Genomic DNA, 21,865 nt, shown 5'->3' with positions numbered 1-21,865 from the left:
TTATCGATACTTGATTCACGCGTAGCTGCCACTCGTAAGTCTGTGAGAGGAGGGGCGTTCCTCGGCACATCGCATCAGCACGTAGATAGACGTCCAGCCGGCAAAATCAATCTCTGTTTAGCTGCGAGCAGCCACAATGGGGCTGCTTGGATGTAGGCTGTGCAAAGTATTTCATAGGGAGGAAAAATGGCGAGCAATACGCTCAAGACGCGCGATGACGCTAAACCAATTGTATTCACTGCGGATGGTGAATCGTTCAAGCTTCAAACAGGCTCGCAAGTCTCATGGCTACACAGTGAAGAATTCGGCCGTAAAGAACTGCGCAACCGCGTTGAACCGTGGCTGACGTCGCTGTTCCAGTCGGAGCATCTATCGTTGCTCGCTGGCTCGGGGCTGACCCACGCAGTTCATTACCTGGCCGCCGGCAAAGGCGCTGCGGGCATGGGGGCGTTGGCGCTAACCAACTATCAAACCGAAATCGATAGAGCTGCAGAAGAGGCTTCCGAAGCGGCCGGGCGTGAGAAGGGCAATCTAGAAGACCAACTGCGCGTGGCCAACGAATTGCTGCGTGGCCTGGAAATCCTGCAGAGGACCAGCGAGTCGGAGGCCCTGCGCAAAGAACTTCAAGGCGGCATGTATGCTTTCGCGCAGTCCATTCTTGCGAGCGAGGCAGGCATTGCCAATTCCGACCACGAGCAGCGCGAGCAGGCCTTCAACACCCTTGTCACCTTCTTGATGAGCTTTGCCAGCCGCACCGGGGTACGAGACCGCCTGAACATCTTCACCACTAATTACGACCGGCTGATCGAGGCCGGCGCCGAGTTGGCCGGACTACACCTGCTGGATCGCTTCCTAGGCAAACTCATGCCCATCTTCCGGTCATCTCGACTGGATCTGGATATGCATTACAACCCGCCCGGCATTCGTGGCGAGCCCCGCTATCTGGAAGGCGTAGCGCGCTACACCAAGCTGCATGGATCGGTGGACTGGGTGCAGACGGCCAAAGACATTCGCCGCGTTGGTTTGCCGTTTGGGGCTGCTAGCGTTGAACCCTATTTGCAGGCACCCGGCCTGAGTGGAGCCACAGCGCATGAACTGATGATCTATCCCAACGCTGCCAAAGATAGGGAAACCGCTGACTACCCCTACGTGGAGCTGTTCCGCGACCTTGCCGCTGCAGTGTGCCGCCCGAACAGCACGCTAGTAACCTACGGCTACAGCTTTGGCGATGAGCACATCAATCGCGTCATCCGCGACATGCTTACCATCCCTTCGACGCATCTGGTAGTGATTTCCTACGACGACCCACTGGGCCGCATCATGCAAACCTACCAAGAGCTGGGCCGGCCCTCCCAGATCAGCCTGTTGATTGGGCCTGCTTTGGCGGACCTGACCACCCTGACCGAGCATTACCTACCGAAGCCAGCCATCGACAAAACCACCTTCCGCATGAGCGAACTGCTCAAACAGCGCATGGGGGCAGAACCTCTGCCAGCTAAACAACTGGCACCCGGGTCGGATGCCCTCGACGGGAGTGATTTGGTATGAGCTTGTCGCCCCTGGCCTATGCCGACTCACTGCGCATCGGCTCCATCGACTTTGTCTCGCCCGACGAGATCAAGGTGCTACTCGACATTGAGGCACCCGACGGCGTAGCGCTCAATACCGGCACGCCGCGCCCTTTTCCGCGTATCAATGGCTATGTGCTGATTCCAAGCGACGAAGGGTATCTGGTCGCCCAGGTCGAGTGGATCACCATTGAGCGCTCGCAGTACCCAAAGCGCAAGGGTATGCAGGACTTCGGTCTGGTGGACTTGCCTTATCCCTTGCGCAAGATGAGCCTCAATCCGCTGGGGGTACTGGCGTATGAAAGTAAAGACGCAAAGGGCCATGACGTTTATCGCTTCCGGCGCGGCGTCGAAAGCTATCCCACCGTGGGCGATGCGGTGCTGTTGCCCACGCAAAACCAGCTACGCGCCATCGTCGAGTCTGGCGACAACCGCCATGTACTAATTGGCACAAGCCCACTGGCCGCCAATGCTGAAGTCAGAATCGACCCAGATCGCCTGTTTGGCCGTCATCTCGCTGTACTGGGCAACACCGGCAGCGGCAAGTCCTGCTCGGTCGCTGGTTTGATCCGTTGGTCGATGGATGAAGCCAGCAAAGCCCGGGGCGGCGCAGACCCCAATGCCCGCTTCATCCTACTCGACCCTAACGGCGAGTACGCAAACACCTTCCGCGACATGAGCAAGGTGCGAGTGTTTGCCGTTGAGCCAAGCGCAGGCGTGGAACAGCTGCAGATCCCGCTGTGGTTCTGGAACAGCGCTGAATGGGGTGCATTCACCCAAGCCAGCTCCAAGACCCAGCGACCAACCCTTGTGCAGGCACTCCGATCAGTCCGTGACGGCGTGTTTGGCGCCACGGTCACTCCTAGCCATGAAATGCGCCGCTATCTACGCACCTTGGTCAGCATCCTGCAGCTAGAACGCAATGCAGGTAGTCCATGGGGTCGGTTCCCCCAACCCAAGGGGTTCTTTGAAAAGCTAAAGAAATGGCAGGAAGGATTAGCTGACCAGGACTCTTTCTCGCACGACGAAAAGGCGGCACTCGCTGCTGTCCGGGACAAGCTCACAGGCTTGATCAATGCTCGCACCGGTCAATATCCAACCTACGAGTTCACGCGCGGCGAAATCGACGAACTTCTGTCGCTGATCCAGTCCGCGCACGCCACCTTCGGTGGCAGTGACACCGACATACTACCCATCGACGCCGATGTGCCGCGCCCATTTACCGGCGACCAGCTTCTCCGCAGCGTCGAAGCCACGGCTGAACTGCTCGGCGTCTCCGAGTACGTCGAGACCATGCAGATGCGAATTCGCACCCTGCTGTCTGACAGCCGCATGAAGATCGTCTCAGGCACCGCCCAAGACCTTACGCTGGACGACTGGCTGCGCAACTACATCGGTGACAATCAGGCATCCAACGGATCGGTCACCGTCATCGACCTCTCACTAGTACCTGCCGAGGTGGTGCACATCATCGCGGCCGTGATCGCCCGCATGACGCTGGAGGCGCTACAGCGCTACCGCAAGTTACACCACGGAAAGACCTTGCCCACCGTGCTGGTGATGGAAGAGGCACACACCTTCATCAAACGTTACCAAGACGACGCGGAAAACCAGAACTCAGCAGCTATTTGCTGCCAGGTGTTCGAGAAGATCGCCCGTGAAGGGCGCAAGTTCGGGCTGGGTCTGGTCCTGTCCTCGCAGCGCCCCAGCGAGCTGTCGCCAACCGTGCTGTCCCAGTGTAATAGCTACCTGCTGCACCGCATCAGCAACGACCGGGACCAGGAGCTGGTGCATAAGCTAGTGCCTGACAACCTGCGTGGTCTGCTGCGCGACTTGCCTTCGCTACCATCCCGCCACGCCATCTTGCTGGGATGGGCGTCGGAGCTGCCTGTGCTAGTGCAGATGAACGCGCTGCTCGAACATCATCGCCCAAAGTCAGACGATCCGGACTTTTGGGCGGTGTGGTCAGGCAAGGACAGTGCAGGGCAAGCTACAGAACGCACCGTGGATTGGAAGGCTATTGCGGATGACTGGCAGCAAGTTGAATCGCAAACGCAGGGTTGATGTTCACCATGCGCTGAACAGCGAACGCGCTAGTTAGCGACAACTGCGGCTTACCAATATTTTGCTCCCGTGCCCCACTCAATGACAGATCAGACATGAGCTACCGCTTTTCGTCAACGAGATCGGCGAGTCCAAAAATCGCTAAGGATCGAGAGCAGCCGGTTGGTAGGCCTTGTCGGAAGGGCTGCAACCAGCCTTTGTTGCCATTCGGCAGAGTTCAGAGACACGTGCTGCGCAGAATCCGAGATGATCTAGCCAAGCACAGCCCGCTCAAGAGGAAGGAAACCGATGGCACAAATTGCGATGAATAGTGATGAATTCGTTGGCTGCGATGGTGGAAACGTTGGCTCACCGACGCGCCCCAGCATCCACTTGCGACCACTTTTTCAGGCGATCTGTAATGAATGCTGACGTTTTGCCCTTGTAAATGGACATGCAAGACAGTGGACGCCCCTCTCGGTTCAAGTGAAAGATCAACGCCCTCACTTGGCAGTATTGTTGACGCTGACAACTAGTGGGGCGTTCATTCCATTGCTTGTGATGTTAATGACTCGGATGCAAGTCCATGGCTGCGGTTGCTCTGAAAGCTGAATTGCTTTGTTTGCAATTAATAGGTTTGACTATTTTGGGTTGTTTTTTAAAAGTTCTCAGTCTCATGAAATCTGTCTCAATTAAGCAGCTTGTTGATTTTTACGTCGATATTGCGTATCCGCCGGTTCCGATTGCATCGGGGATTCGAGCTGCAAAAGGTGGTAATTGGCTTTTTAGTGCTGTTAAATCTCGACCTACATGGTCGGGGTATCTTGCGTTGCCGAAGGACGATGAGTTTTTGAGCGTTGTAGATAAGATAATTGTTGATTTGGAGGCTGCTTCATCGATTTCGAAGTTTAAAAGTTTAATGACGATAGAGGATTACCGTAAGTTTGCTTTCGAGTACTATCAATTTGTTTCTGAAAATTATTCAAATTACTGGGATGAGACTAATAAGGAATTAATTCCTATATTCTCTAAACTCCCTGACGAAAATTTGTATTCGTGTTGGATTCCTGTTCCCTGGACTAAGGCGGACTATTCGGGGTGTGAGTGGGAGCGAAAATTTCGTCGTGAAGGTGTGATGCGTCAGTTGAAGGAGATGTGTTTGGATGTGGAATTGCTGAATCCATATTTCCGTGGAGATTTCGAATCATTCGATAGCGGAGTTTTGACGTCGGAGGGAGGTTTTTTATTTATGGCAAATATGGGTTTGGTCGTGGTCGATGATGAGTGTGAATATCCTATTGCCGATGCCTCCTTTTGTTGGGAATTGTTTTCTGAAGACTTCTGTAAAGCAAGGGCGTTTATTGATGCAAAACGTATTATTAAAAATTCTCGCGAGCGAGGCGTGTCACTGGTTGTAAGTAAGAATCTATTTTTTAAATTATTTGGGTATGCTGAAAGTGAGGTGTATGAGGTAAAGGAATTGCCCGCGGATAAGATGGTTCCTTTAATTAATTCGAAGAAGTGGTCGGTCAAACCGTGGGGAGGGAGCGCTGAAATAAAGAATGTAAAAGGTAAGCTGAAGGCGGTCCCTTTTAGGGATAGAACTGGATCTAAATTTGTTCATACAACACTTGAAGAATTATGGGCGGCCGGAGCTCCTTTTCCTACAGTAGATTCCTTGCTCGAATGTTGGTATGCCCGTCTTGATGGTAAGGATTTTGTTTGGCCGTTGAGGCGTGATCCTGAAAATCACAATTTGTTGATCGTTCTTGATTCTAAGTCGGAGCGAAATTTGAATGATAGCCAAAATTGGCTTGATAAGCTTATAGACAAATTTGTTATTTTGTCTGATTGATTTTTCTGCTGTGACTAAGCAGGATTCTCTGTGGTTAGTGTATTGTAGTCGTTCAATTTTGCAGTATTTTGGCATATGGTTGGGGTGCGAGACCACCCAAAGAGGCAGTAGCCTTAAGGATAAGGTGGTGTAGATGATCACCTGCGATTAGTGGTGGGCGATCCGTATTGTCTGCGTGGCTTTGCATTTGTTGATTATTGCTTTGTGTTTTTCTGTGTGTTTGCTCTGATTGGTGATGTCTTCTATGTATTTGCTGTGTATTGATTTAAATTGTTTTGATGGATTTAATTGCGAATTGCAAATTTCTGATTGACTATGTTGCTTGAGTTTTTGGTTAAGGTGATTGACTCTTGTGATAATATTTTCCATGTTAACAAAAAAGACCCCGAAGGGTCTTTGGATTGGTTTTTGGAGAACGTCATGCAGGGTATGAAAAAAGTTTACTGAGGTAATTAATGACGAATTGCCTCGGCCAGCGCAATCTTCCACCGATTTTGACGGGGTCTATGCCGAGCGTGCCGTTCATACGTTTCTTCCTTATGGTTTGTTCCTTTAGCCTAAGGTAGTAGGCTAACTCGTCAGTTGTAAGGAATTCATGTCGCACCTCAACTAGTGGACGGTAAACCTTGTCTTGTCGTGTGGGCCGTGGCTTTTTCTGGCTAGTGCTCGGTTGTCCTTGTTCGACCTTTTCTTGCCGCTCTTGTGGTTCACCAAGTTCTTGACTTTGGGGCTCAAGGTCAGCTCCTCTGGTCTCTGCATTCGTTGCTTCGTTGGAGGTTTGGTAGGGGGCGGTTGGATTGAAGTCCATCTGAAGTTCCTTTCGGTTAGAGATGGGTGATGATGGAGTTCAAGACCTTGGGGGTAGGCGTTCAACTGCTTAAATGTACTAAGCGCCCCTTAACGCAGCTTAGCTGTGCACAGTGCTTTGGGCGCTTGGTCAGAGGGTGAGCAACCAGTCTCGCCCCAACCCACTTCTGCCAACCAGAGGAACCAGTGCACCAATCACCGGTTCTCTGTGACTACATAGATGCCTCAGCAATAAGATTGCTATCTCCTTGTCTGGCAACGGCCCTCGTCGCTAACAGAGCCACAATACGCGCTGGCTGCATATCAGCAAAGCGCAGCTCGTTGGCCACCCGCAGCAGTTCAGGGCGTTCTACGTAGGCTGGCCACTTCGTGACTCAACAGTACCGGTGCTCAGCCCCGGATCGGCATGAGCACAAATCGTCCCCTACAAGTTGTCCGCAGTTGTTGTCCGACGGGCCCCTTCTGGGAAAATTTGTCCGGCACTTTGCGAGTGGATCGAAGCGCAAGACTTTGCGCGCGACATCAGTCTCCACTGACCAACTCTCTGTTCGAACCGTAGGGGTTCCTTCCAAAGATGCCTTGCTACAACACGCTTGGCCGAGTCCTAAGTTGCTGGTGCCGTCTGTGGTGTGAATGATTAGGCCTTGTGAAGATCGGCATGTTGCGGCGATCTTGCTGCCACTGAAATTTGAGATGAGAGCTGTGCGGTGCGGTGCACGCCTATCAGAAAGTATCAAACCAGCTGATCGGTGAACAAGGCGGGGGGTAGCTCGTGCTTAGGAACTAGCCATAGCGGCCTCGAAGTTGGTCACAGTCCATTGCCTGAAATCCAATTCAACACATCTAGTGCTATATGTCTTACTGATTTGGTTGCAGCGCTAGCGTTACCTCCTTTGCTTAAAAATTCCAAGCATTGCAGCCTCCAAGGTTACTCTGAAAAGATTTTTGTAAAGAATTGTATCCGTCGCGATGCCTGATTGCAGGGTTTTGTATGTATTGCTGTTTATGTGAGTTGACGGATGATTCGGCACAGCTGCTACGTCAATTAGGCGGAAGCTTTTGTTCCTATAGACTTGAGCCCAAGCACTAAGAAACCACCCCAAGTCGTAGAGCTGAGAGGCTTTACGACTTGGGTCTATGGTCTGTGCTTGGTGCGGTAACTCGTAGTAACGGGTTGTCGTATGTTGTGTGGATAACGCCGGGAAGGTCTAGGGACTTTTGGAGAAACTGGGGTTCGAGGAATTCTGGTTTTTAATGCTATCTAAGAACATCCATCTACATCATGGGAAAACCTGCTCTAGCAGGTAATCCCTAACCCTACAGATGGCCCCTCTTAGGACACCTCAGTCTCTAGACCTTCTTGGTCGCATCCTCAAGATGCTCAAGTAAGGCACTCTATCGATATACATCTTCATATGCAGGTAACCGACACAGTCGGGTACTGCGGACCAATCAAGAGCATGACCGTTGATTAGACCTCTTCGAGGCTTATCCAGTCACTCAACCTCTGCTGATGCAAATGCATCAGGGCTTGCAAGTTCGTTAAGCCTATCACAGCTCATTCATCCGATTTAGTCGGAGGGGGAGTGCTGTCTTCAAATCTGAATCAGTCTCTCGAGGACTGATTCCTCACTAGGAAGAATTTTATCGGAATACGCATGCCGAGAGAGTAGCTCGGCCGCAATGAACCCATCTGGGCAGGTTCGTTGTGAATACGTGCCCTCATGGAGATTTTATGGCCAAAGAAGAAATTCCCAAAGAACCACCAGGTCCCCAAGACCTGGCAGCTACAAAAGTAGTGCCGAAGGGGGCTGAAGTACTTGATGTGGGCAACTACGTCAGGGAAGACCGGTACAGGGTGTACACGCCCCGTCCAGGCGGTGGGATGGACTACCGATATCAGGACTGCTGTGGCGAGCCTGAGATCGTTTCATGCATCCATCAGTTCATGGAACGGTTGCCGACCCTGGAGGGCACGCCGTTCGTGTTCATAAAGAAGGACGGCAAGAAACTGGTGTTTGATGGTCCTCAGAGATCCTTTACACGCTTGTATGAGATGTGCAGTGAGACTCTGTTCACGCCGGGTCTTCATTACAGCCCTCAAGTCGAAGCGTTTGCCAAAGTCATGGGGCAATTGCGCATCAAGGACTTGCTCGTCCATGGCATCGGTGGCCACATCGTTGACCGCTCTGGACGGTTGGCCGCTGAGGTCTACAACCAGGCACTCGAAGCCTTGAAGGTAGAGGTACAGAGCCCTGATTACCGCCGCAAGGTCTCAGCATCGGTGCGTCGGTGCGAGGAGGCCTACAACAGCGGTGTTGGGTATGTCGACGCTCTGTTCAAAGTGCACTCCAGGTTGTTGGTTGGGCGCATTGACCTTGGCTTCGAAAAGCGACTGGTCATGAGCATTGACCTGAAGCAGGTGGATTCCTTCTTCAAGGCCTTCAAGAACCGGCTCAGGGCCACGGTACTGGGACAGATGTTGGTCGGCTCCATCTGGTGCTTGGAATGCACCAGAGATCGCGGCTTCCACTACCACATGCTGGTGTTCTTTGATGGATCAAAGCACCAGAACCACAAGCACCTGGTCCAACAGATCGGAGAGCAGTGGGTGAGTTCGGTTGAGCGTGACCTACAAACGATGAAAGGCTTCCGGCCCGAACCAAGGACAGATTTGGATTCGTTAGCGACGACGCCTGGCAAGGCCACCTTCCACAACTGCAATCTGTCGGAATACCAAAAGCCTTTCCTCGGGCAGATCAACCATGACGATGTATTGCTGCGGGAACGCTTGCGCGAGAACGTGGCCTACATCTGCAAGGCTGACCAACTGCTGGGGGTGAAGCTCTCCCGTGGCATGCGAACGATGGGGCGCGGAGAGCTTCCCAGGATCAAGGCCATCAGACCTGGTCGCCCACGCAAGCAGCCCCAACCAGCCGGCTCCACAGAGCCTCACAAGGCTTAAGGCGCAGTCGTCGAACTGCGCTTGCATCCCTGACTTTCGTTGAAGCACCCAGCGGTGTTTCAGTTGTTTTCACATCAAATTTTGTCGAGTAAGAAATGTCCTTCAAGACCCCTCAATTGCCTCTTCGCCAAGCCGTCCTGGAAATGATCGCTCAAGTAGATCGATCCCCTCAACGGCTGCCTACCAACTTTGAAAGTGGTCGGTGGCTTGTTGATGCGATGCAGGCTGCAATCTCCTTTGCCTGGTCCGCCGCGAAGTCCTTTGATCACCGTGGCTGCAGTGTCGTGTGGCGTCAGGGGAAGCCAGTGCTGAGTCCGAACGCCTTGGGTAAGCAACTGCTGCAGTACCTTCCTGTTTGGTTGAACTTCCCCCGAGTCCTGGTTCACCCCGTCACACAAGTTCATCCTGCCGTCCAGATCTTGGTCGGGGCTCTGATGGATATCAAATGCGTGCCAGTCAGTCCCGAGGAGTTGGAGGCGACGTGCCGTAGCAACCCTAACGCGATGGCCATGATGCTGAACTGGATCATCAATGCTGTTCGGGTGCAAATGCTGAAGACGACGATCAAGTCGATCATTCATGACTTTGAACATCGTTGTGATGAGGATTACAAGCTCTACAGCACTTACTTCAAACAGGTGCTGAAGGCGAATCCTTCATCCGTCTTCATGCAGTTCGAGCTGAGCATGTTGGATGGCTACAAGAGCAAAGACTCCATAGACGATACGTTGGAGCACTTGTTGGAAGCGCAGAAGATTTGGGTTGAGCGGATCAAGACCAACTACGGCCCAGCGATCTCTGGGTTTGCCTGGCGCCTGCAGGAAACATTGTGGGCCCCAGTGATTCACTGCGTGGCGCTGGTGGATGGGCCAAGTAAAGAGGAGCGTCAGGAGTTCTTGCGCTCCTTCGCTGACGAATGGCGGCAGGTCGCCGGGCCCTGTGCGGAGTTCTTTGACACCTGCGCTGAGGGCTTACCCTTCCTCTACCGAGGCATGGCACCGGACCTTGCCGAGCTCTACTCAAAGTTGGACAGGGTCAAGCACTGTGCTATGTACCTCACGAGAACCCAAGGGATTCTGCGCCTGGAGCGGAACATCAAGCGGCCTTTTGGTGCCGTCGGTCCCTTAGCGGTCGAGCAGACCTTGCGCATCATGGAGGGCCAGATCGCCGACATCAAGCGGCCTCGACATACTTTGGAAGGCGCGGTAACGGGTGCACCGACTCTGTCGCTGGAATTCCGCCCAGAGGGTAATTCGCATCCGATTTTTGGTGCTGACAACTGGGGGCGGTGATTGAGTAACTTGACTCCAATCAAGAACGACACGTAATTTGTAGAGATCGCTACAGCATTGCAGCAATCGCAACGGCAAACTAAGCTGCCGCCATGATTCGTCCCACAGACTTTTGGTTGGCGTTGGTTGTCAGCCTTCCCTCCGCAAGCACCGCGGCTCGTATGCGGATTTGGCGTGCCGTTAAGGATGGTCTGCACAAATACGAGTTGAACGCGGCAGTGGGCGGGGTATATGGGCTTCTGCTGGTTTACGGCCCATCTGACTCCGCCGATTTGCCCACTGCCGGCGCGAATCAGCGCCGCCCACGCCGATTTGGCGTGCTGCAGACGCACTCATGCCGCAACTCCCATGAGTTTGCGCTTTGCCATCCACAGATTGGCCAGCGCAAACAGCGTGTGCAACTGCGCCGTGTTCTTGGCCAGCCCGCGGTAGCGCACCTTCACGTGCCCAAACAGGCGCTTGACGACCCTGAACGGGTGCTCCACCTTCGCGCGGATGCGGGCCTTGACGCGATCGATCTCGTCAATGAGACGTTGCCTAGGGGCATTCATGTCCAGTGCATGGTGCTGGCCTGGGCGCATGGCCGCGCTCCAGTTCACGCCGTCCCTAGCATCAAGGCTCTTGTGCGCGCCCCTGTAACCCGCGCCACCCAAGGCTTTGGTCTCATGTCCGTGCAATGGGCTATTGGCCAGCACCACATCGATGACGCGCACGGTGTGCACCAGGCCCGAGTCGGCGTCCGCGCTGATGTGGGCCTTCATGCCAAAGTACCACTGGTTGCCCTTCTTGTTCTGTTTCATCTCCGGGTCGCGCTCGCCCGAAGCGTTCTTGGTGAAACTCGGCGCAGCGTTCACTGTGGCGCCCACTACGGTGCCGCTCTTGAGCAGCAGGCCCTTGGCCGTGAGCGACTGATTGACAACCTGTAGGATCTGCGGGGCCAGTTTGTGCTGCTCCAGCAGGTGGCGGAACCTCAGGATCGTGCTCTCGTCGGGCACTCGGTTGTCCCAACCGCCCAGCCCGGCGAACTCTCGAAACAGTGGCACATCGTGCGGCGCGTCTTCCATCGCCGGATCCGAAAGGTTGAACCACTGTTGCACGAAGTGGACACGCAGCATCGGCTCCACCGCAAAAGGCGGACGGCCCCGGCGGCCTTCAGGCATGTAGGGCGCCACCAGCGCCACGAGTTCGGCCCACGGCACCACGTGCTCCATCTCGCCAAGAAGCTCTCGCCGCCGCGTGCGCTTGTTCGAGTGGCCCAGGCCCAGACTTTGTTGCTTCATGGCTGCGATCGTCTCAGTCGTTCACTGAGCTTGCAAGCACAGCAACGCGACATTTGTGCAGACCATCCTTAAGGCACTGGGCTGTGCTGCACTGCGTGACGGTACCTACCTGCTGCCTGCTCACGTGGAGCAGGCCACCCAACTGCAAGCACTTGCCGACGATGCCCTGCAGGAGGATGGACAAGCCTGGCTGCTGCACGTGCACACCCGTGACATGGTCGAGCAAGCGGCCTTCCACGCACTGTTTGATCGGGGGGCTGACTACACGCCCTGGCTGGAGGAGTTGGCACAAGCCCGCCAGCCTCTACCCGCACTTCCCGCAGCCGAACGTCAGCGATTGCTTCGTCGGCATTCTGGTGTCAGGCTTTTGGGGTGCTGTGACGGCACCGGTCCGCAGATCCGTGCGGCCATCAGCGACAAGTACGTTGACCGATGAGCACCATTGGGGGCAAAAATACTTTTCAGATGGGCGCGTCGAACGCTCAGAGAACGGCCGACGCAGGCCCGCACGCTGGTCGATCAGGGGCGACAGACTCTGCTTGCTGCAGCCCGAGATCAGCAAGGACGAGCCCGTCTGTTATCGCGTCGTGCGTATCGGAGATGAACTTCAATATCGGGACGACCGTTTCGTGGCGTACCGAGGTTTGATACGGCCGATGCCACAGAAAGATTGATGCCGGCGCCGTGAACTATTTGCCCGCAGCCCCAGGGTACTTGATTGAATCGGTCGAACGGCAGGGGCGGGATCAACCCGCGCAGGCACGTCAATGGGGATGCGCGTGGTGAACGTCGGGCACATGAGCATGTCTGTGTCGCATCGGCGTGTGGGTATGAAGGTGGCTGTGTTGCCCCGTCGGCATGGGGTCGTGAACATGGTCATGGTGGCCATCCGCATGGGTGTGGGCATGCTCATGTTTCAAGGCCACATGATCATGCTCGTGGTGATGGGACTCCATCAGGTGGACGAGAACGCCGACCAACATCAGCGCACCACCCAACACCATGCCCCATCCACCAGACCGATCTCCCAGCAGGATCGCCAAGGCGGCACCGATGAAGGGTACGAACGCGAAAATAGATCCCGTGCGGGCGGCTCCGAAGGCCCGTTGCGCCAATAGGTAAAAGCGCAGGCTCAGCCCGTAGCAGCTCACCCCAACAGCCATCAGGCCCAAGGCAGCCCCTGCGCCCGGTAAGGGCTCCCCAGTCAGCACGGCCAGGCTACCCGTGGCGGTGACACCCAGCACAGCTTTAGCGAGTACCACTTGCCCGGGATCGCGCTCAGCCAGGGCTCGCGACAACGTGTTATCCATCCCCCAGGCAACGGTGGCCACCATGACCGCCACCAAGCCCCAGAGTTGGCTGCTGCCGCTCTGACTTTGATCCAAAACCAAAGCGATGCCACCACCGAGCAACAGCAGCACGGCTGCCCAGACTCTGCGGTCCATGGTCTCGCCATAAAGACGCCAGGCAAGCACTGCCGTGAACAGTGCCTCCAGGGTCAACATCAGCGAGGCTCCGGTGCCGCTGGCTCGCTGCAGGCCCCACGCCATGGCCACGGGTGCGATCACCGCTCCGAACAATGCCACGGCGATCAGGCGAGGCCAATCCGAACGCAGCAAGCGAGCCTCTTTTTCTGCCGGTTGGCGAAGCAGCGCTCCAATGCCGGCAGCTCCGGCATAGAGCAGTGCTGCCGTCGAGAAGGGACCCATGCCCATGCCCAATTTCTGCACCAGCGGCGTGCTCACACCGAAGAGTGCTGCGGCAAGCAGCGCCAGAAAGCCGCCTTGTAGTGCAGGAAGGTTGAGAATGTGTCGGTTCATTGGGGCCTCATTTCACCGAGAAACGCACGGTAACGTGCTTTGCCATGGATGTTGTTGAGTACTGCAACGATCTTGGTTCCGGGGACGATTTTCACGCCTTCTGTGCGCAGTTTGTTTTCACTGCTTGCCTTCACCTCCACCTCGCTCTTCTGATCTCCCTGAAGTACCGTCAGTTTGCCTGCAATCCCTTGCGAGGGCATTGGTTGGGGGCGCAGAGCATACCTGCTCCGCAGGCCTTCAGAAGTGAGTCGTGTTAGATGGCATTCTGTACGAGCTCGGCATCGTCCTACCTGAGGGGCATAGGCAACTACTCCTGGCGCTGCCAGACACGTTGAACGAAGCAGGGCAGCGTTTGCCGGCCATGCTGATGGACAGTTTGGATGAGCAGGTGCGACGCATCAAACAGATTGCTGAAGACATTGATAGGATCGAGCGCAGGCTGGCGCAGCAATTGCGCGAATCCCCTTCGTGTCAGGCCATCGCGCAGATTCCAGGCGTGGGGCTACTTACTGCAACGGCGGTCGTGGCCAGCATGGGCGACCCGCGAGCGTTCAAAGATGCCAGGGAGTTCTCTGCCTGGGTTGGTCTTGTGCCTCGGCAAACCGGGACTGGGGGCCGCATCAGGCAGCTGGGTATCAGCAAGCGAGGTGATGCATACCTGAGAACACTGCTGATGCATGCCGCACGGTCAGTGGCACTCAAATGCAAAGAAGGCAGCACGTGGCCATGGCTGACGGAACTGGTCAAACGCCGGCCACACAACGTCGTGGTCGCCGCGATCGCCAACAAACTGGCGCGCACCATCTGGGCTGTGCTCATCAAGGGTCAGCCTGGGAACACCAATGCATGGCAGGGAACCGTATGACGAGGCCTTGATCGGAAATTTAAGAACCACTGTTTGAGGAGAGCAAGCGACGTCAAATGTGTGATGGGCCAGATAGGTTGGACCGTGATGGGGATACTCCGATAAGAGCCAAGAGCATCGAGCTCGAGTGTTAGATGGGAACCTCATCAGCGAATGCCATCAGGGCCAGCAGGCAACGCCTGCACAACAGGCAGGACATAAGACTGCAGCCCGTCCTCCCGATCCCTCACGCATCCAAGTCACTTGTAATCCGGGCGGTGTCCATATAAGCAACTCTTGATGGTGGAATCAGGAGATAGCTCACGACTCCTTTGGGGGAGTCACTTGAGATCGTGTGCTCTATGAACGTGCCCCATGCGCGCCGTTGGCTCATGTAGATGCTGCGATGCCGTGGACAGCTGGGTCAGAATACCGCACTGGTTGGCCAACTGGGATTCGCGGCAGCTTTCCCGCAAAATCTTGAGCTGACATTCCAGTGCTTTTAATTCATTGATGCGGAGGGCTACATGGTCGATGTGCTCGTCAAGCAGGTCGTTCACTTGGTCGCAGTTCTTGTTCGGAGCGTCCTTGACGCGCAGCAGTACCCGGATTTCATCTAGCGTCATGTCCAACCTCCTGCAATACCTGACGAAGGACAGTCGGGCAACGTGTTCGTCTGTGTAGATGCGGTAGTTACTGCCAGTACGGGCCGCTTCCGGCAGCAAGCCTTCGCGCTCGTAGTACCGGATCGTCTCTACCTGAGTATGTGTGGCCTTGGCCAGTTCACCGATTTTCATGGCTTCACCTTGGGCGGTGGCAGGTTTACCTTGGAACTCATTGTATTTAAGCTCTTGACTCTGTAGTTGGTATAGGGTTTCTAATCCACCTGACAAGGAGATTTTCATGAGCCCTGCCCACCAAAACCAACACGCCGATGCTGCCTGCTGCGGGAGTGGAAGCGCAGCAGCGCCTGCGGTGCGCGAGCCTGCGGCGTCTGATGCAATGACTCCCGAGCCGCAGCGATTTCGCATAGCAAACATGGACTGCGCCAACGAGGAATCGGAGATCCGCCGCACCCTGGATGGCATGGCGGGGATTCGTGGCCTGAAATTTAACCTGGGCGACCGCGAACTGGCCATTGCCGCCGATGGTCCTGCCTTGCAGCAGGCGCTGGACGCGATCCGCAAGGCGGGCTTCAAGCCGGAACCTCTCGGCGGTACAGGCCCATCGGCCACTGCTGCGACCACCTCGCCAGCGGGCTTTTGGACGACGTGGGGCAAGTCGCTGGGTGCCTTGGGGCTTGCTGTGGTGGCCGAGGGCTTAGCATTCGCCTTTCCAGACAGTATGCCTGTCAAGGCGTTGGGAATGGCGCTGGCCGCAGCGGGCATCGCGCTGTCGGGTTTCTCGGTCTACGGCAAGGGGCTGGCCGCGCTGCGGCAGGGCCGCTTGAACATCAATGCACTGATGACCGTGGCCGTGACCGGAGCTTTCCTTATCGGCCAGTGGCCCGAAGCGGCAATGGTCATGGCTCTGTATGCCATCGCAGAAGCCATCGAGGCCCGCGCCGTGGATCGCGCGCGCGGCGCCATCAAGAGCCTGCTGGCGCTCGCGCCGGAACAGGCCGAAGTGCGTCAAGACGATGGCAGATGGGCGCGCATCAGCGTCAAGGAAGTCACTATGGGCGCGACCGTGCGTATCCGCCCTGGTGAGCGCGTTCCTTTGGATGGCGTCGTGAGCTTGGGCCAGAGCGCAATTGACCAGTCCCCCGTGACCGGCGAAAGCCTGCCAGTGGAAAAGAGCCCCGGCGATGAAGTCTTCGCCGGCACCATCAACCAGGCTGCGGCGTTGGAAATTCGCGTCACGGCCCCCGCGTCCGACAGCACACTGGCGCGCATTATCCACGCCGTCGAGCAGGCCCAGTCCTCCCGCGCGCCCACCCAGCGCTTCGTGGATCGCTTCGCCGCCATTTACACGCCTGCGGTGTTCGTCCTGGCCGTTGCCGTTGCGCTGTTGGCACCGTGGCTCATGGGGCTGACCTGGATGCAGGCCGCCTACAAGGCCCTGGTGCTGCTGGTCATCGCCTGCCCCTGCGCCTTGGTGATAGCCACGCCCGTCACCGTCGTCAGCGGATTGGCCGCCGGGGCGCGACGGGGCATCCTGATCAAGGGCGGTGTGTACCTAGAGGAGGCGCGCAAGATCAAGGTCGTGGCCCTGGACAAGACCGGCACCATCACCGAAGGCAAGCCCAAGCTGGTGGCCTTCGAGCCCGTGGACGCCGGACTCGGCAAGCAATCCCTGGAGGGGCTGGAGAAACTGGCCAGAAGCCTCGCGGCGCGGTCGGATCACCCGGTGTCCAAGGCTATCGCGGACGGCGTGTCGACCGCCGCGCAAGAGGTGGGCGAGTTTCAGGCTGTCGCCGGGCGTGGCGTGCAGGGGGTGATCGACGGCCAACCCTATGTGCTGGCCAACCACCGCTGGATCGAAGAGCGCGGGCAGTGTTCGGCTGAACTCGAAGTCCGCCTTGCGTTGCATGAGCAAGCTGGCCGCACCGTCACCTTGTTGGCCAGCAGCGAACGGGTCATGGCCATCTGTGCGGTGGCCGACACCATCAAACCTTCATCTGCGCAGGCCGTGGCTGACCTGAAGGTGCTGGGCGTGACGCCGGTGATGCTGACGGGGGACAACCTGGCGACGGCGCAGACCGTCGGCACCCAGGCGGGCATCGCCGAGGTGCGCGGCAACCTGCTGCCCGATGACAAGTTGCAGGCCATCGGCGAGCTTCAGCAGCGCCTGGGCGTCACGGCGATGACTGGCGACGGCATCAACGACGCCCCGGCGCTGGCGAAGGCTGACATCGGCTTCGCTATGGGCGGCGCGGGCACCCACACCGCGATGGAGGCTGCCGATGTGGTGGTCATGAATGACGACCTGCGCCGCCTGCCCGAAACGATCCGGCTGTCCAGGCGCACCCACGCCGTGCTATGGCAGAACATCGCGCTCGCGCTGGGCATCAAGTTGGTGTTTCTGCTGCTGGCGATCTTCGACGATGCCTCCATGTGGATGGCCGTGTTCGCCGACATGGGGGCGAGCTTGTTGGTGGTCTTTAACGGGCTGAGGTTGCTCAGGCAGCGGGCGGGTCGATAAACCAAATATGGAGTTTGAAGATGGGAATCTTTGATCGAATTTTTAGAGGACACGGCGGAGGGCATGGCAATAGCCACGGCCACGGCAACTCCAGCAGTCATGATTGGGGGCGCAATCCAGCGCCTTCGGCCAGCGGCATCACCTGCCCGAAATGCAAAGTGATCAATCCGCAAGGCGCTCGCTTTTGCGGCCAGTGTGGGACATCGCTGGTGCCAGCATCGTGCACGAAGTGCAGTAGCGTCATTCCGATCGGCGCGAAATTCTGTGCCCAGTGTGGCAACGCGGTGATCTGAGTCATTGCGATCTCGGCCTGGATTTACACCTTGATCCCGGCAGTGGCCGCCATCATCAGCGCCGCAGTTGCGGTGAACGTGCGCCCTGGATCAACGCTGGTCAGCGCGATTCAGCACTTCGCCGCTGGCGTCGTGTTCGTTGCAGCGGCCGGCGAAATCCTACCCGACTTCATGCATCGGCGCTCGCCTTGGGCCAGGGTGATCGGCGGCGCAATCGGCATCGTCACTATGCTGATAGTGAAGCACTTGGGGGCGTTGGCGAAAGGGGCGATCAGCCTGTTGACAGTGATCTGCATCGACATCCGTGATTGATGGCCTAGTGCTTGGCGTCGGGTTCGCGGCTGGCCCGAATGTCGGCTTGCTGCTGACCATCGAGGTGTTGTTTCTTGGCTTGACGGTGGCAACGGAACTCGACTAGGTGTTCGCTCTCGTGCCAAGGTCGTCTGGATCACAGCCGCTCTCGTGCTTTTGCTGCCAATCGGGGCTTTGCTCGGAGCGCCGGTGGCGTTGTTACCCAGCGCCATTGGGACCGGCTTCCTCGCCTTTGGTCTGATTGCGCTGTTTTACCTCGTGACCGAGGAATTGTTGATCGAAGCGCACGAAACACCAGATTGTCCCTGGGTAACGGCTATGTTCTTTGCCGGCTTTCTGGCCCTGCTTCCGCTTGAGGAAGGCATCGGCTAGGAGCGTGGGCGGCAGAAGGGAAGTCTCTGACGACGGCGCAGACGTGGTGAACGTTGACTGAGCATGAGCTACCGCCCGTGCGAACCACAGCAGGAGATGTTGCTACCCGCGTCGCTGCAGGACTGGCTGCCCAAGGGGCACCTGGCGTACTTCATCAGTGACGCGGTCGATGCGCTGGACCTCAAGGAGTTCTACGCGCGCTACAAAGGCGGCGGTGCGTGCAACCAAGGCACCCGAACAGGCCTTGGCCGATGCGGGTTGGCCATCACAATTGCCGGACAAGCCGCGCTCAGTTTTTTTCTCTCGCGGCTTTGGGCTTTTCGGCTGAGAAATCGAACTTCAGCCAGGGAGCTTTAAGCCGCGAGTCCGGAGCCGCCCGATGCGACAGTGATAGATGCCGAATGCGGCCCGCTTATCTCCAGCGAGACCAGAGCGCAGTTGCCCAGACTGTTCCACATAACAGCAGCGACACAAGCACTGCTGCACTCCCAATGTCCTTGGCACGTTTCGCAAGCACATGCCACTCCACACCCACTCGGTCCACGGCTGCCTCAACAGCCGAATTCAACAACTCAACGACTATCACTGCGACGACCGTACTAGCCAGCAACACTGCCTCGACCCAGTTTTTACCGACAAGCGCCGATGCAGGCAGTAATACAACAGCAATCCACACCTCTTGGCGAAACGCTGTTTCGTCCCATGCAGCACGAAGTCCCGCCATCGAGTGGCCGCCCGCATACCAAAGTCGATGCAGACCGGCCCGTGCTTTGTGCGCGGCTGTAGCGTCCGCCAGCGCAGCTGGTTTTTTATGCATTTGGTCTTGCCACGAGGGATGCGTTATTGGTTAGCATTGCAGATGTGCGGTGTGCAGCAGCTTGGTGACCGCCGCAATGCAATCCATCGAGAAAAATGCCCGTGCTGCACCGGCGTGTGGGGTTTAACGCTTCTTGCCGCGCCGGTGCGCCCTTTGCCCTGTGCGGTTGGCCACTTTCTCTGAGAGCCGATCTGACAAGTTGCTTGGTGTAGGCAACCTTGGGCTCAGGCATTTTTTCATGTTTGTCGCACCAACGCTTGCAGGCGAAATGGGCAATCACAGCGACAACGATCAACACGACGTAAGTGGCCGCGATCTGGCCATCGACGTATTGGTGGTCGTAGACTTGCTTCATGTGCCACCACCGCCCGGAGGCTGCTCATGGACCTTGGACCGCCTGTGCTTGAAAGCTCGCGAGCCCTGGACGCTGGCTATGGAAAAGCCCACAGTTGTGGTTCCATGATGGGATACGGATCTGGTCGCGCCGCCGTGCATGCGCGCAATCGCTGCCACGATGGACAAACCTAATCCATAGTTCGCTCCCGTACGGCTCCGGTCTACACGATAAAACCGCTCAAATATCTTGTCGCCAGTCTCTGGCGGGATATCAGGACCATCGTTGGAGACGTCAATCCACGTACCGTCGCTCTCGATCAGGATGTCAATGCGGATTCTGGAGCCGTATCTCGCATACTGAACTGCATTGCCTAGCAAATTCGAGATTGCGCGCTTGACCAGCCCGACGTCTGCTTCTACCTGCGCGTCGCCCTTGACCTCGATCCTGAGATCCTTGGTCTCAAGCAATGCCTCGTGAAACTCGACAACCTCCAGGGTAGGTTCGCACAAGGAGTTGACCTGCACCGTGCGTGCAATGACACCTCGATCTGCTCGAGACAGAAAAAGCATGTCGGACACGATCGCGGAGAGCTTGCGAGCTTCCTCCAGATTCGAAAGAAGCACCTCTCTGAGCTCCTCGGCATTACGTGGCCGCCCAAGCTCGACTTCTGCCTCGCCAATCAGATTGGCCAAAGGGGTCCGCAACTCGTGTGCAACGTCGGCATTAAATGACTCAAGCTGTTGATAGGCGCGTTCAGCTCGCTGGAGCAGCAGATTGAACTGGTGGACGAAGGGCTCCATCTCGGTGCCATAAGCCTCCTCGTTCAGACGCTTGCCGGAAGCGTGCGGGCCAACCTCTTGGGTCTCTTTGGCCAACGCTCTCAAGGGAGAAAGGCCGCGCCGGACCAATCTTGCGCTGACCATCGATGCCACCAGAGATGCGGCAAGAGACACTAGCACCAAGGCAATGGCCAAAGTACTGAGCATCTGGCGGTCTGCTGTGACCCTTACCGCCATGATCAGATCGAGTTCTGGGGCATCTGCGGTCGGCGGCATGTGCTCCTGCCGCCAGTTGTCATTCGATGCGTCAGGGCCGGCTTCGAAAATCATTTCGCCGTTGAGCTTCAGCTGAACCGCCAGCTCGTCGTGGATGCGGAAAAATTCTGTGAGTTCAGCGCGCAGCTCTTGCAAGTCACCTGACTTTTGGGCCTGACCATACAAACTACGAATCATCCCCTCGTGCCGCAGGATCTCTGACTCTTGGCTTTTTTTTAATGTCCAGTCGGCAACTACGTAGATGACGGTGGAACTGACAGCCAGGAAGAAAAATGTTTGAACTGCCAACCACAGAGACATCGAGCTCTGGATAGACCGTTTGGCCATCAGGCGCCTCTGTCTTCCAGGACATATCCCATGCCGCGCACGGTATGCAAGAGTTTGGTATCGAAGGGGTCGTCCATCTTGCTTCGCAGACGCCGGATCGCGACCTCCACAACGTTGGTTTCACTATCGAAATTCATGTTCCAGACCTGCTCGGCCAGCATGGTTCGAGAGAGGACCTGCCCTGTACGTCGCATCAGAAGCGTGAGCAGCGAAAACTCCTTAGCGGTCAATTCCAGTCGTACCCCGTCGCGCGTGGCTCGCCTGGCCACCAGGTTCAGCTGCAGACCTCCGAGCTGATACTGCGTGACTTCCTGTAGCTTGCCGCGGCGAAGCAGAGCATGCAGGCGGGCGAGAAGTTCCGAAAATGCAAAAGGTTTGAGGAGGTAGTCGTCTGCACCTGCCTGGAGTCCTCGCACGCGGTCGTCAATTTCGTCTTTCGCCGTCAGCATCAGAACTGGCAGCGCCTTTGCCGCGCGCACTGCGGAAAGCACACCGAAGCCGTCCAGACCAGGCAACATCACGTCCAGGAGCAGCAAGTCGTAGTCGCTCGCCAGCGCCATATTGAGGCCTTGCAGTCCATCCCTAGCTAAGTCGACCTGGAAGCCGTTTTCAGTGAGCCCCTTGCGGAGGTAGTCACCCATCTTATGGTCGTCTTCGATTACTAATATTCGCATATGGCAATGATAAGAATTCGGACGCAACTAGGGTGATTACTTATTTGTAATCCTGGTGTA

17 protein-coding genes and 3 pseudogenes are annotated in these 21,865 nt (G+C 56.6%); 12 read left to right on the top strand and 8 right to left on the bottom strand.

Annotated features, from left to right (window positions below):
• Window positions 1–186 precede the first annotated feature (186 nt).
• The 3 genes from F624_RS0108975 to F624_RS34805 all read left to right on the top strand — a co-directional run bounded on the left by F624_RS0108975 (window position 187) and on the right by F624_RS34805 (window position 5,466).
• Window positions 187–1,548 carry an SIR2 family protein gene (locus F624_RS0108975; protein ID WP_019573958.1) on the top strand — a complete coding sequence of 454 codons (1,362 nt, stop codon included), beginning with the start codon at window positions 187–189 and terminating at the stop codon, window positions 1,546–1,548.
• Window positions 1,545–3,632, top strand: coding sequence for an ATP-binding protein (locus F624_RS0108970; RefSeq protein ID WP_019573957.1), 2,088 nt, complete (start codon window positions 1,545–1,547; stop codon window positions 3,630–3,632). The genes F624_RS0108975 and F624_RS0108970 overlap by 4 nt, the downstream gene beginning before the upstream one ends.
• Before the next feature lie 565 nt (window positions 3,633–4,197).
• Window positions 4,198–5,466 carry a hypothetical protein gene (locus F624_RS34805; protein ID WP_157443394.1) on the top strand — a complete coding sequence of 423 codons (1,269 nt, stop codon included), beginning with the start codon at window positions 4,198–4,200 and terminating at the stop codon, window positions 5,464–5,466.
• Between the two features lie 418 nt (window positions 5,467–5,884).
• Here F624_RS34805 and F624_RS34800 read toward each other — a convergent pair whose 3' ends face one another.
• Window positions 5,885–6,274, bottom strand: coding sequence for a helix-turn-helix domain-containing protein (locus F624_RS34800; RefSeq protein ID WP_157443393.1), 390 nt, complete (start codon window positions 6,272–6,274; stop codon window positions 5,885–5,887).
• A 1,734-nt stretch (window positions 6,275–8,008) separates the two neighbouring features.
• Here F624_RS34800 and F624_RS0108955 point away from each other — a divergent pair.
• Complete coding sequence (locus F624_RS0108955; protein ID WP_084679463.1) at window positions 8,009–9,238, top strand: YagK/YfjJ domain-containing protein; 1,230 nt, start codon at window positions 8,009–8,011, stop codon at window positions 9,236–9,238.
• Window positions 9,239–9,333: 95 nt separating this feature from the next.
• On the top strand, window positions 9,334–10,530 hold the full coding sequence (locus F624_RS0108950; RefSeq protein WP_157443392.1) for a hypothetical protein: 1,197 nt from the start codon (window positions 9,334–9,336) through the stop codon (window positions 10,528–10,530).
• 332 nt (window positions 10,531–10,862) lie between these two features.
• On the opposite strand, the gene F624_RS0108945 is transcribed toward F624_RS0108950, so the two are convergent.
• Complete coding sequence (locus tag F624_RS0108945; RefSeq protein ID WP_019573952.1) at window positions 10,863–11,810, bottom strand: IS5 family transposase; 948 nt, start codon at window positions 11,808–11,810, stop codon at window positions 10,863–10,865.
• A gap of 67 nt (window positions 11,811–11,877) precedes the next feature.
• Between F624_RS0108945 and F624_RS34795 the strand changes: the two are divergent.
• Window positions 11,878–12,165, top strand: a pseudogene (locus F624_RS34795) (chromate resistance protein ChrB domain-containing protein); the annotation flags it as partial.
• A gap of 409 nt (window positions 12,166–12,574) precedes the next feature.
• Here the strand turns inward: F624_RS34795 and F624_RS0108935 are convergent.
• Complete coding sequence (locus F624_RS0108935; RefSeq protein ID WP_019573950.1) at window positions 12,575–13,630, bottom strand: DMT family transporter; 1,056 nt, start codon at window positions 13,628–13,630, stop codon at window positions 12,575–12,577.
• Window positions 13,631–13,883: 253 nt separating this feature from the next.
• Between F624_RS0108935 and F624_RS0108925 the strand changes: the two are divergent.
• Window positions 13,884–14,495, top strand: a pseudogene (locus F624_RS0108925) (IS110 family RNA-guided transposase); the annotation flags it as partial.
• A 320-nt stretch (window positions 14,496–14,815) separates the two neighbouring features.
• On the opposite strand, the gene cadR reads toward F624_RS0108925, so the two are convergent.
• A complete protein-coding gene (gene cadR, locus F624_RS0108920) occupies window positions 14,816–15,271 on the bottom strand; it encodes a Cd(II)/Pb(II)-responsive transcriptional regulator (RefSeq protein WP_031254552.1) in 456 nt (151 codons plus the stop codon).
• Between the two features lie 106 nt (window positions 15,272–15,377).
• On the opposite strand from cadR, the gene F624_RS0108915 reads away from it, so the two are divergent.
• The 5 genes and pseudogenes from F624_RS0108915 to F624_RS34790 all read left to right on the top strand — a co-directional run.
• Window positions 15,378–17,618, top strand: coding sequence for a heavy metal translocating P-type ATPase (locus F624_RS0108915; RefSeq protein WP_031254551.1), 2,241 nt, complete (start codon window positions 15,378–15,380; stop codon window positions 17,616–17,618).
• A 20-nt stretch (window positions 17,619–17,638) separates the two neighbouring features.
• Window positions 17,639–17,911 (top strand): double zinc ribbon domain-containing protein, encoded by a 273-nt coding sequence (locus F624_RS34040; RefSeq protein ID WP_031254550.1) that lies wholly within the window; start codon window positions 17,639–17,641, stop codon window positions 17,909–17,911.
• Window positions 17,912–17,941: 30 nt separating this feature from the next.
• On the top strand, window positions 17,942–18,223 hold the full coding sequence (locus F624_RS35730; RefSeq protein ID WP_245573595.1) for a hypothetical protein: 282 nt from the start codon (window positions 17,942–17,944) through the stop codon (window positions 18,221–18,223).
• A gap of 150 nt (window positions 18,224–18,373) precedes the next feature.
• A complete protein-coding gene (locus F624_RS35725; protein WP_245573594.1) occupies window positions 18,374–18,595 on the top strand; it encodes a ZIP family metal transporter in 222 nt (73 codons plus the stop codon).
• Window positions 18,596–18,658: 63 nt separating this feature from the next.
• A pseudogene (locus F624_RS34790) lies at window positions 18,659–18,823 on the top strand (IS5/IS1182 family transposase); the annotation flags it as partial.
• 184 nt (window positions 18,824–19,007) lie between these two features.
• Here the strand turns inward: F624_RS34790 and F624_RS34035 are convergent.
• From F624_RS34035 to F624_RS0108890, 4 genes are read right to left on the bottom strand one after another with little or no spacing between them, the layout of a single operon-like run.
• On the bottom strand, window positions 19,008–19,412 hold the full coding sequence (locus F624_RS34035) for a diacylglycerol kinase (RefSeq protein WP_084679462.1): 405 nt from the start codon (window positions 19,410–19,412) through the stop codon (window positions 19,008–19,010).
• Window positions 19,405–19,767 carry a hypothetical protein gene (locus F624_RS34785; protein WP_157443391.1) on the bottom strand — a complete coding sequence of 121 codons (363 nt, stop codon included), beginning with the start codon at window positions 19,765–19,767 and terminating at the stop codon, window positions 19,405–19,407. Before F624_RS34785 ends, F624_RS34035 begins: the two co-directional genes overlap by 8 nt.
• Window positions 19,764–21,104, bottom strand: a complete 1,341-nt coding sequence (locus F624_RS0108895) for a heavy metal sensor histidine kinase (protein ID WP_169426568.1) — start codon at window positions 21,102–21,104, stop codon at window positions 19,764–19,766. The genes F624_RS34785 and F624_RS0108895 overlap by 4 nt, the downstream gene beginning before the upstream one ends.
• Before the next feature lie 26 nt (window positions 21,105–21,130).
• Window positions 21,131–21,805: a heavy metal response regulator transcription factor gene (locus F624_RS0108890; protein WP_019573943.1), complete on the bottom strand. Its 675-nt coding sequence runs from the start codon at window positions 21,803–21,805 to the stop codon at window positions 21,131–21,133.
• Between the last annotated feature and the right edge of the window lie 60 nt (window positions 21,806–21,865).

The sequence above is a fragment of the Curvibacter lanceolatus ATCC 14669 genome (genome assembly GCF_000381265.1).
Taxonomy (GTDB): Bacteria; Pseudomonadota; Gammaproteobacteria; order Burkholderiales; family Burkholderiaceae_C; genus Curvibacter; species Curvibacter lanceolatus.
The sequence above is the reverse complement of the archived record's forward strand: the minus strand, read 5'-3'. Positions and strand labels throughout refer to the sequence as shown.

Coding starts and splice junctions, on each gene's coding strand:
- F624_RS34800 (WP_157443393.1), bottom strand. CDS start 6,274: ATGGACTTCAATCCAACCGCCCCCTACCAAACCTCCAACGAAGCAACG.
- F624_RS34035 (WP_084679462.1), bottom strand. CDS start 19,412: ATGCATAAAAAACCAGCTGCGCTGGCGGACGCTACAGCCGCGCACAAA.
- F624_RS0108975 (WP_019573958.1), top strand. CDS start 187: ATGGCGAGCAATACGCTCAAGACGCGCGATGACGCTAAACCAATTGTA.
- F624_RS0108915 (WP_031254551.1), top strand. CDS start 15,378: ATGAGCCCTGCCCACCAAAACCAACACGCCGATGCTGCCTGCTGCGGG.
- F624_RS0108950 (WP_157443392.1), top strand. CDS start 9,334: ATGTCCTTCAAGACCCCTCAATTGCCTCTTCGCCAAGCCGTCCTGGAA.
- F624_RS34805 (WP_157443394.1), top strand. CDS start 4,198: ATGGCTGCGGTTGCTCTGAAAGCTGAATTGCTTTGTTTGCAATTAATA.
- F624_RS0108895 (WP_169426568.1), bottom strand. CDS start 21,104: ATGTCTCTGTGGTTGGCAGTTCAAACATTTTTCTTCCTGGCTGTCAGT.
- F624_RS0108890 (WP_019573943.1), bottom strand. CDS start 21,805: ATGCGAATATTAGTAATCGAAGACGACCATAAGATGGGTGACTACCTC.
- F624_RS34040 (WP_031254550.1), top strand. CDS start 17,639: ATGGGAATCTTTGATCGAATTTTTAGAGGACACGGCGGAGGGCATGGC.
- F624_RS0108970 (WP_019573957.1), top strand. CDS start 1,545: ATGAGCTTGTCGCCCCTGGCCTATGCCGACTCACTGCGCATCGGCTCC.
- F624_RS0108935 (WP_019573950.1), bottom strand. CDS start 13,630: ATGAACCGACACATTCTCAACCTTCCTGCACTACAAGGCGGCTTTCTG.
- F624_RS0108955 (WP_084679463.1), top strand. CDS start 8,009: ATGGCCAAAGAAGAAATTCCCAAAGAACCACCAGGTCCCCAAGACCTG.
- F624_RS34785 (WP_157443391.1), bottom strand. CDS start 19,767: ATGAAGCAAGTCTACGACCACCAATACGTCGATGGCCAGATCGCGGCC.
- cadR (WP_031254552.1), bottom strand. CDS start 15,271: ATGAAAATCGGTGAACTGGCCAAGGCCACACATACTCAGGTAGAGACG.
- F624_RS0108945 (WP_019573952.1), bottom strand. CDS start 11,810: ATGAAGCAACAAAGTCTGGGCCTGGGCCACTCGAACAAGCGCACGCGG.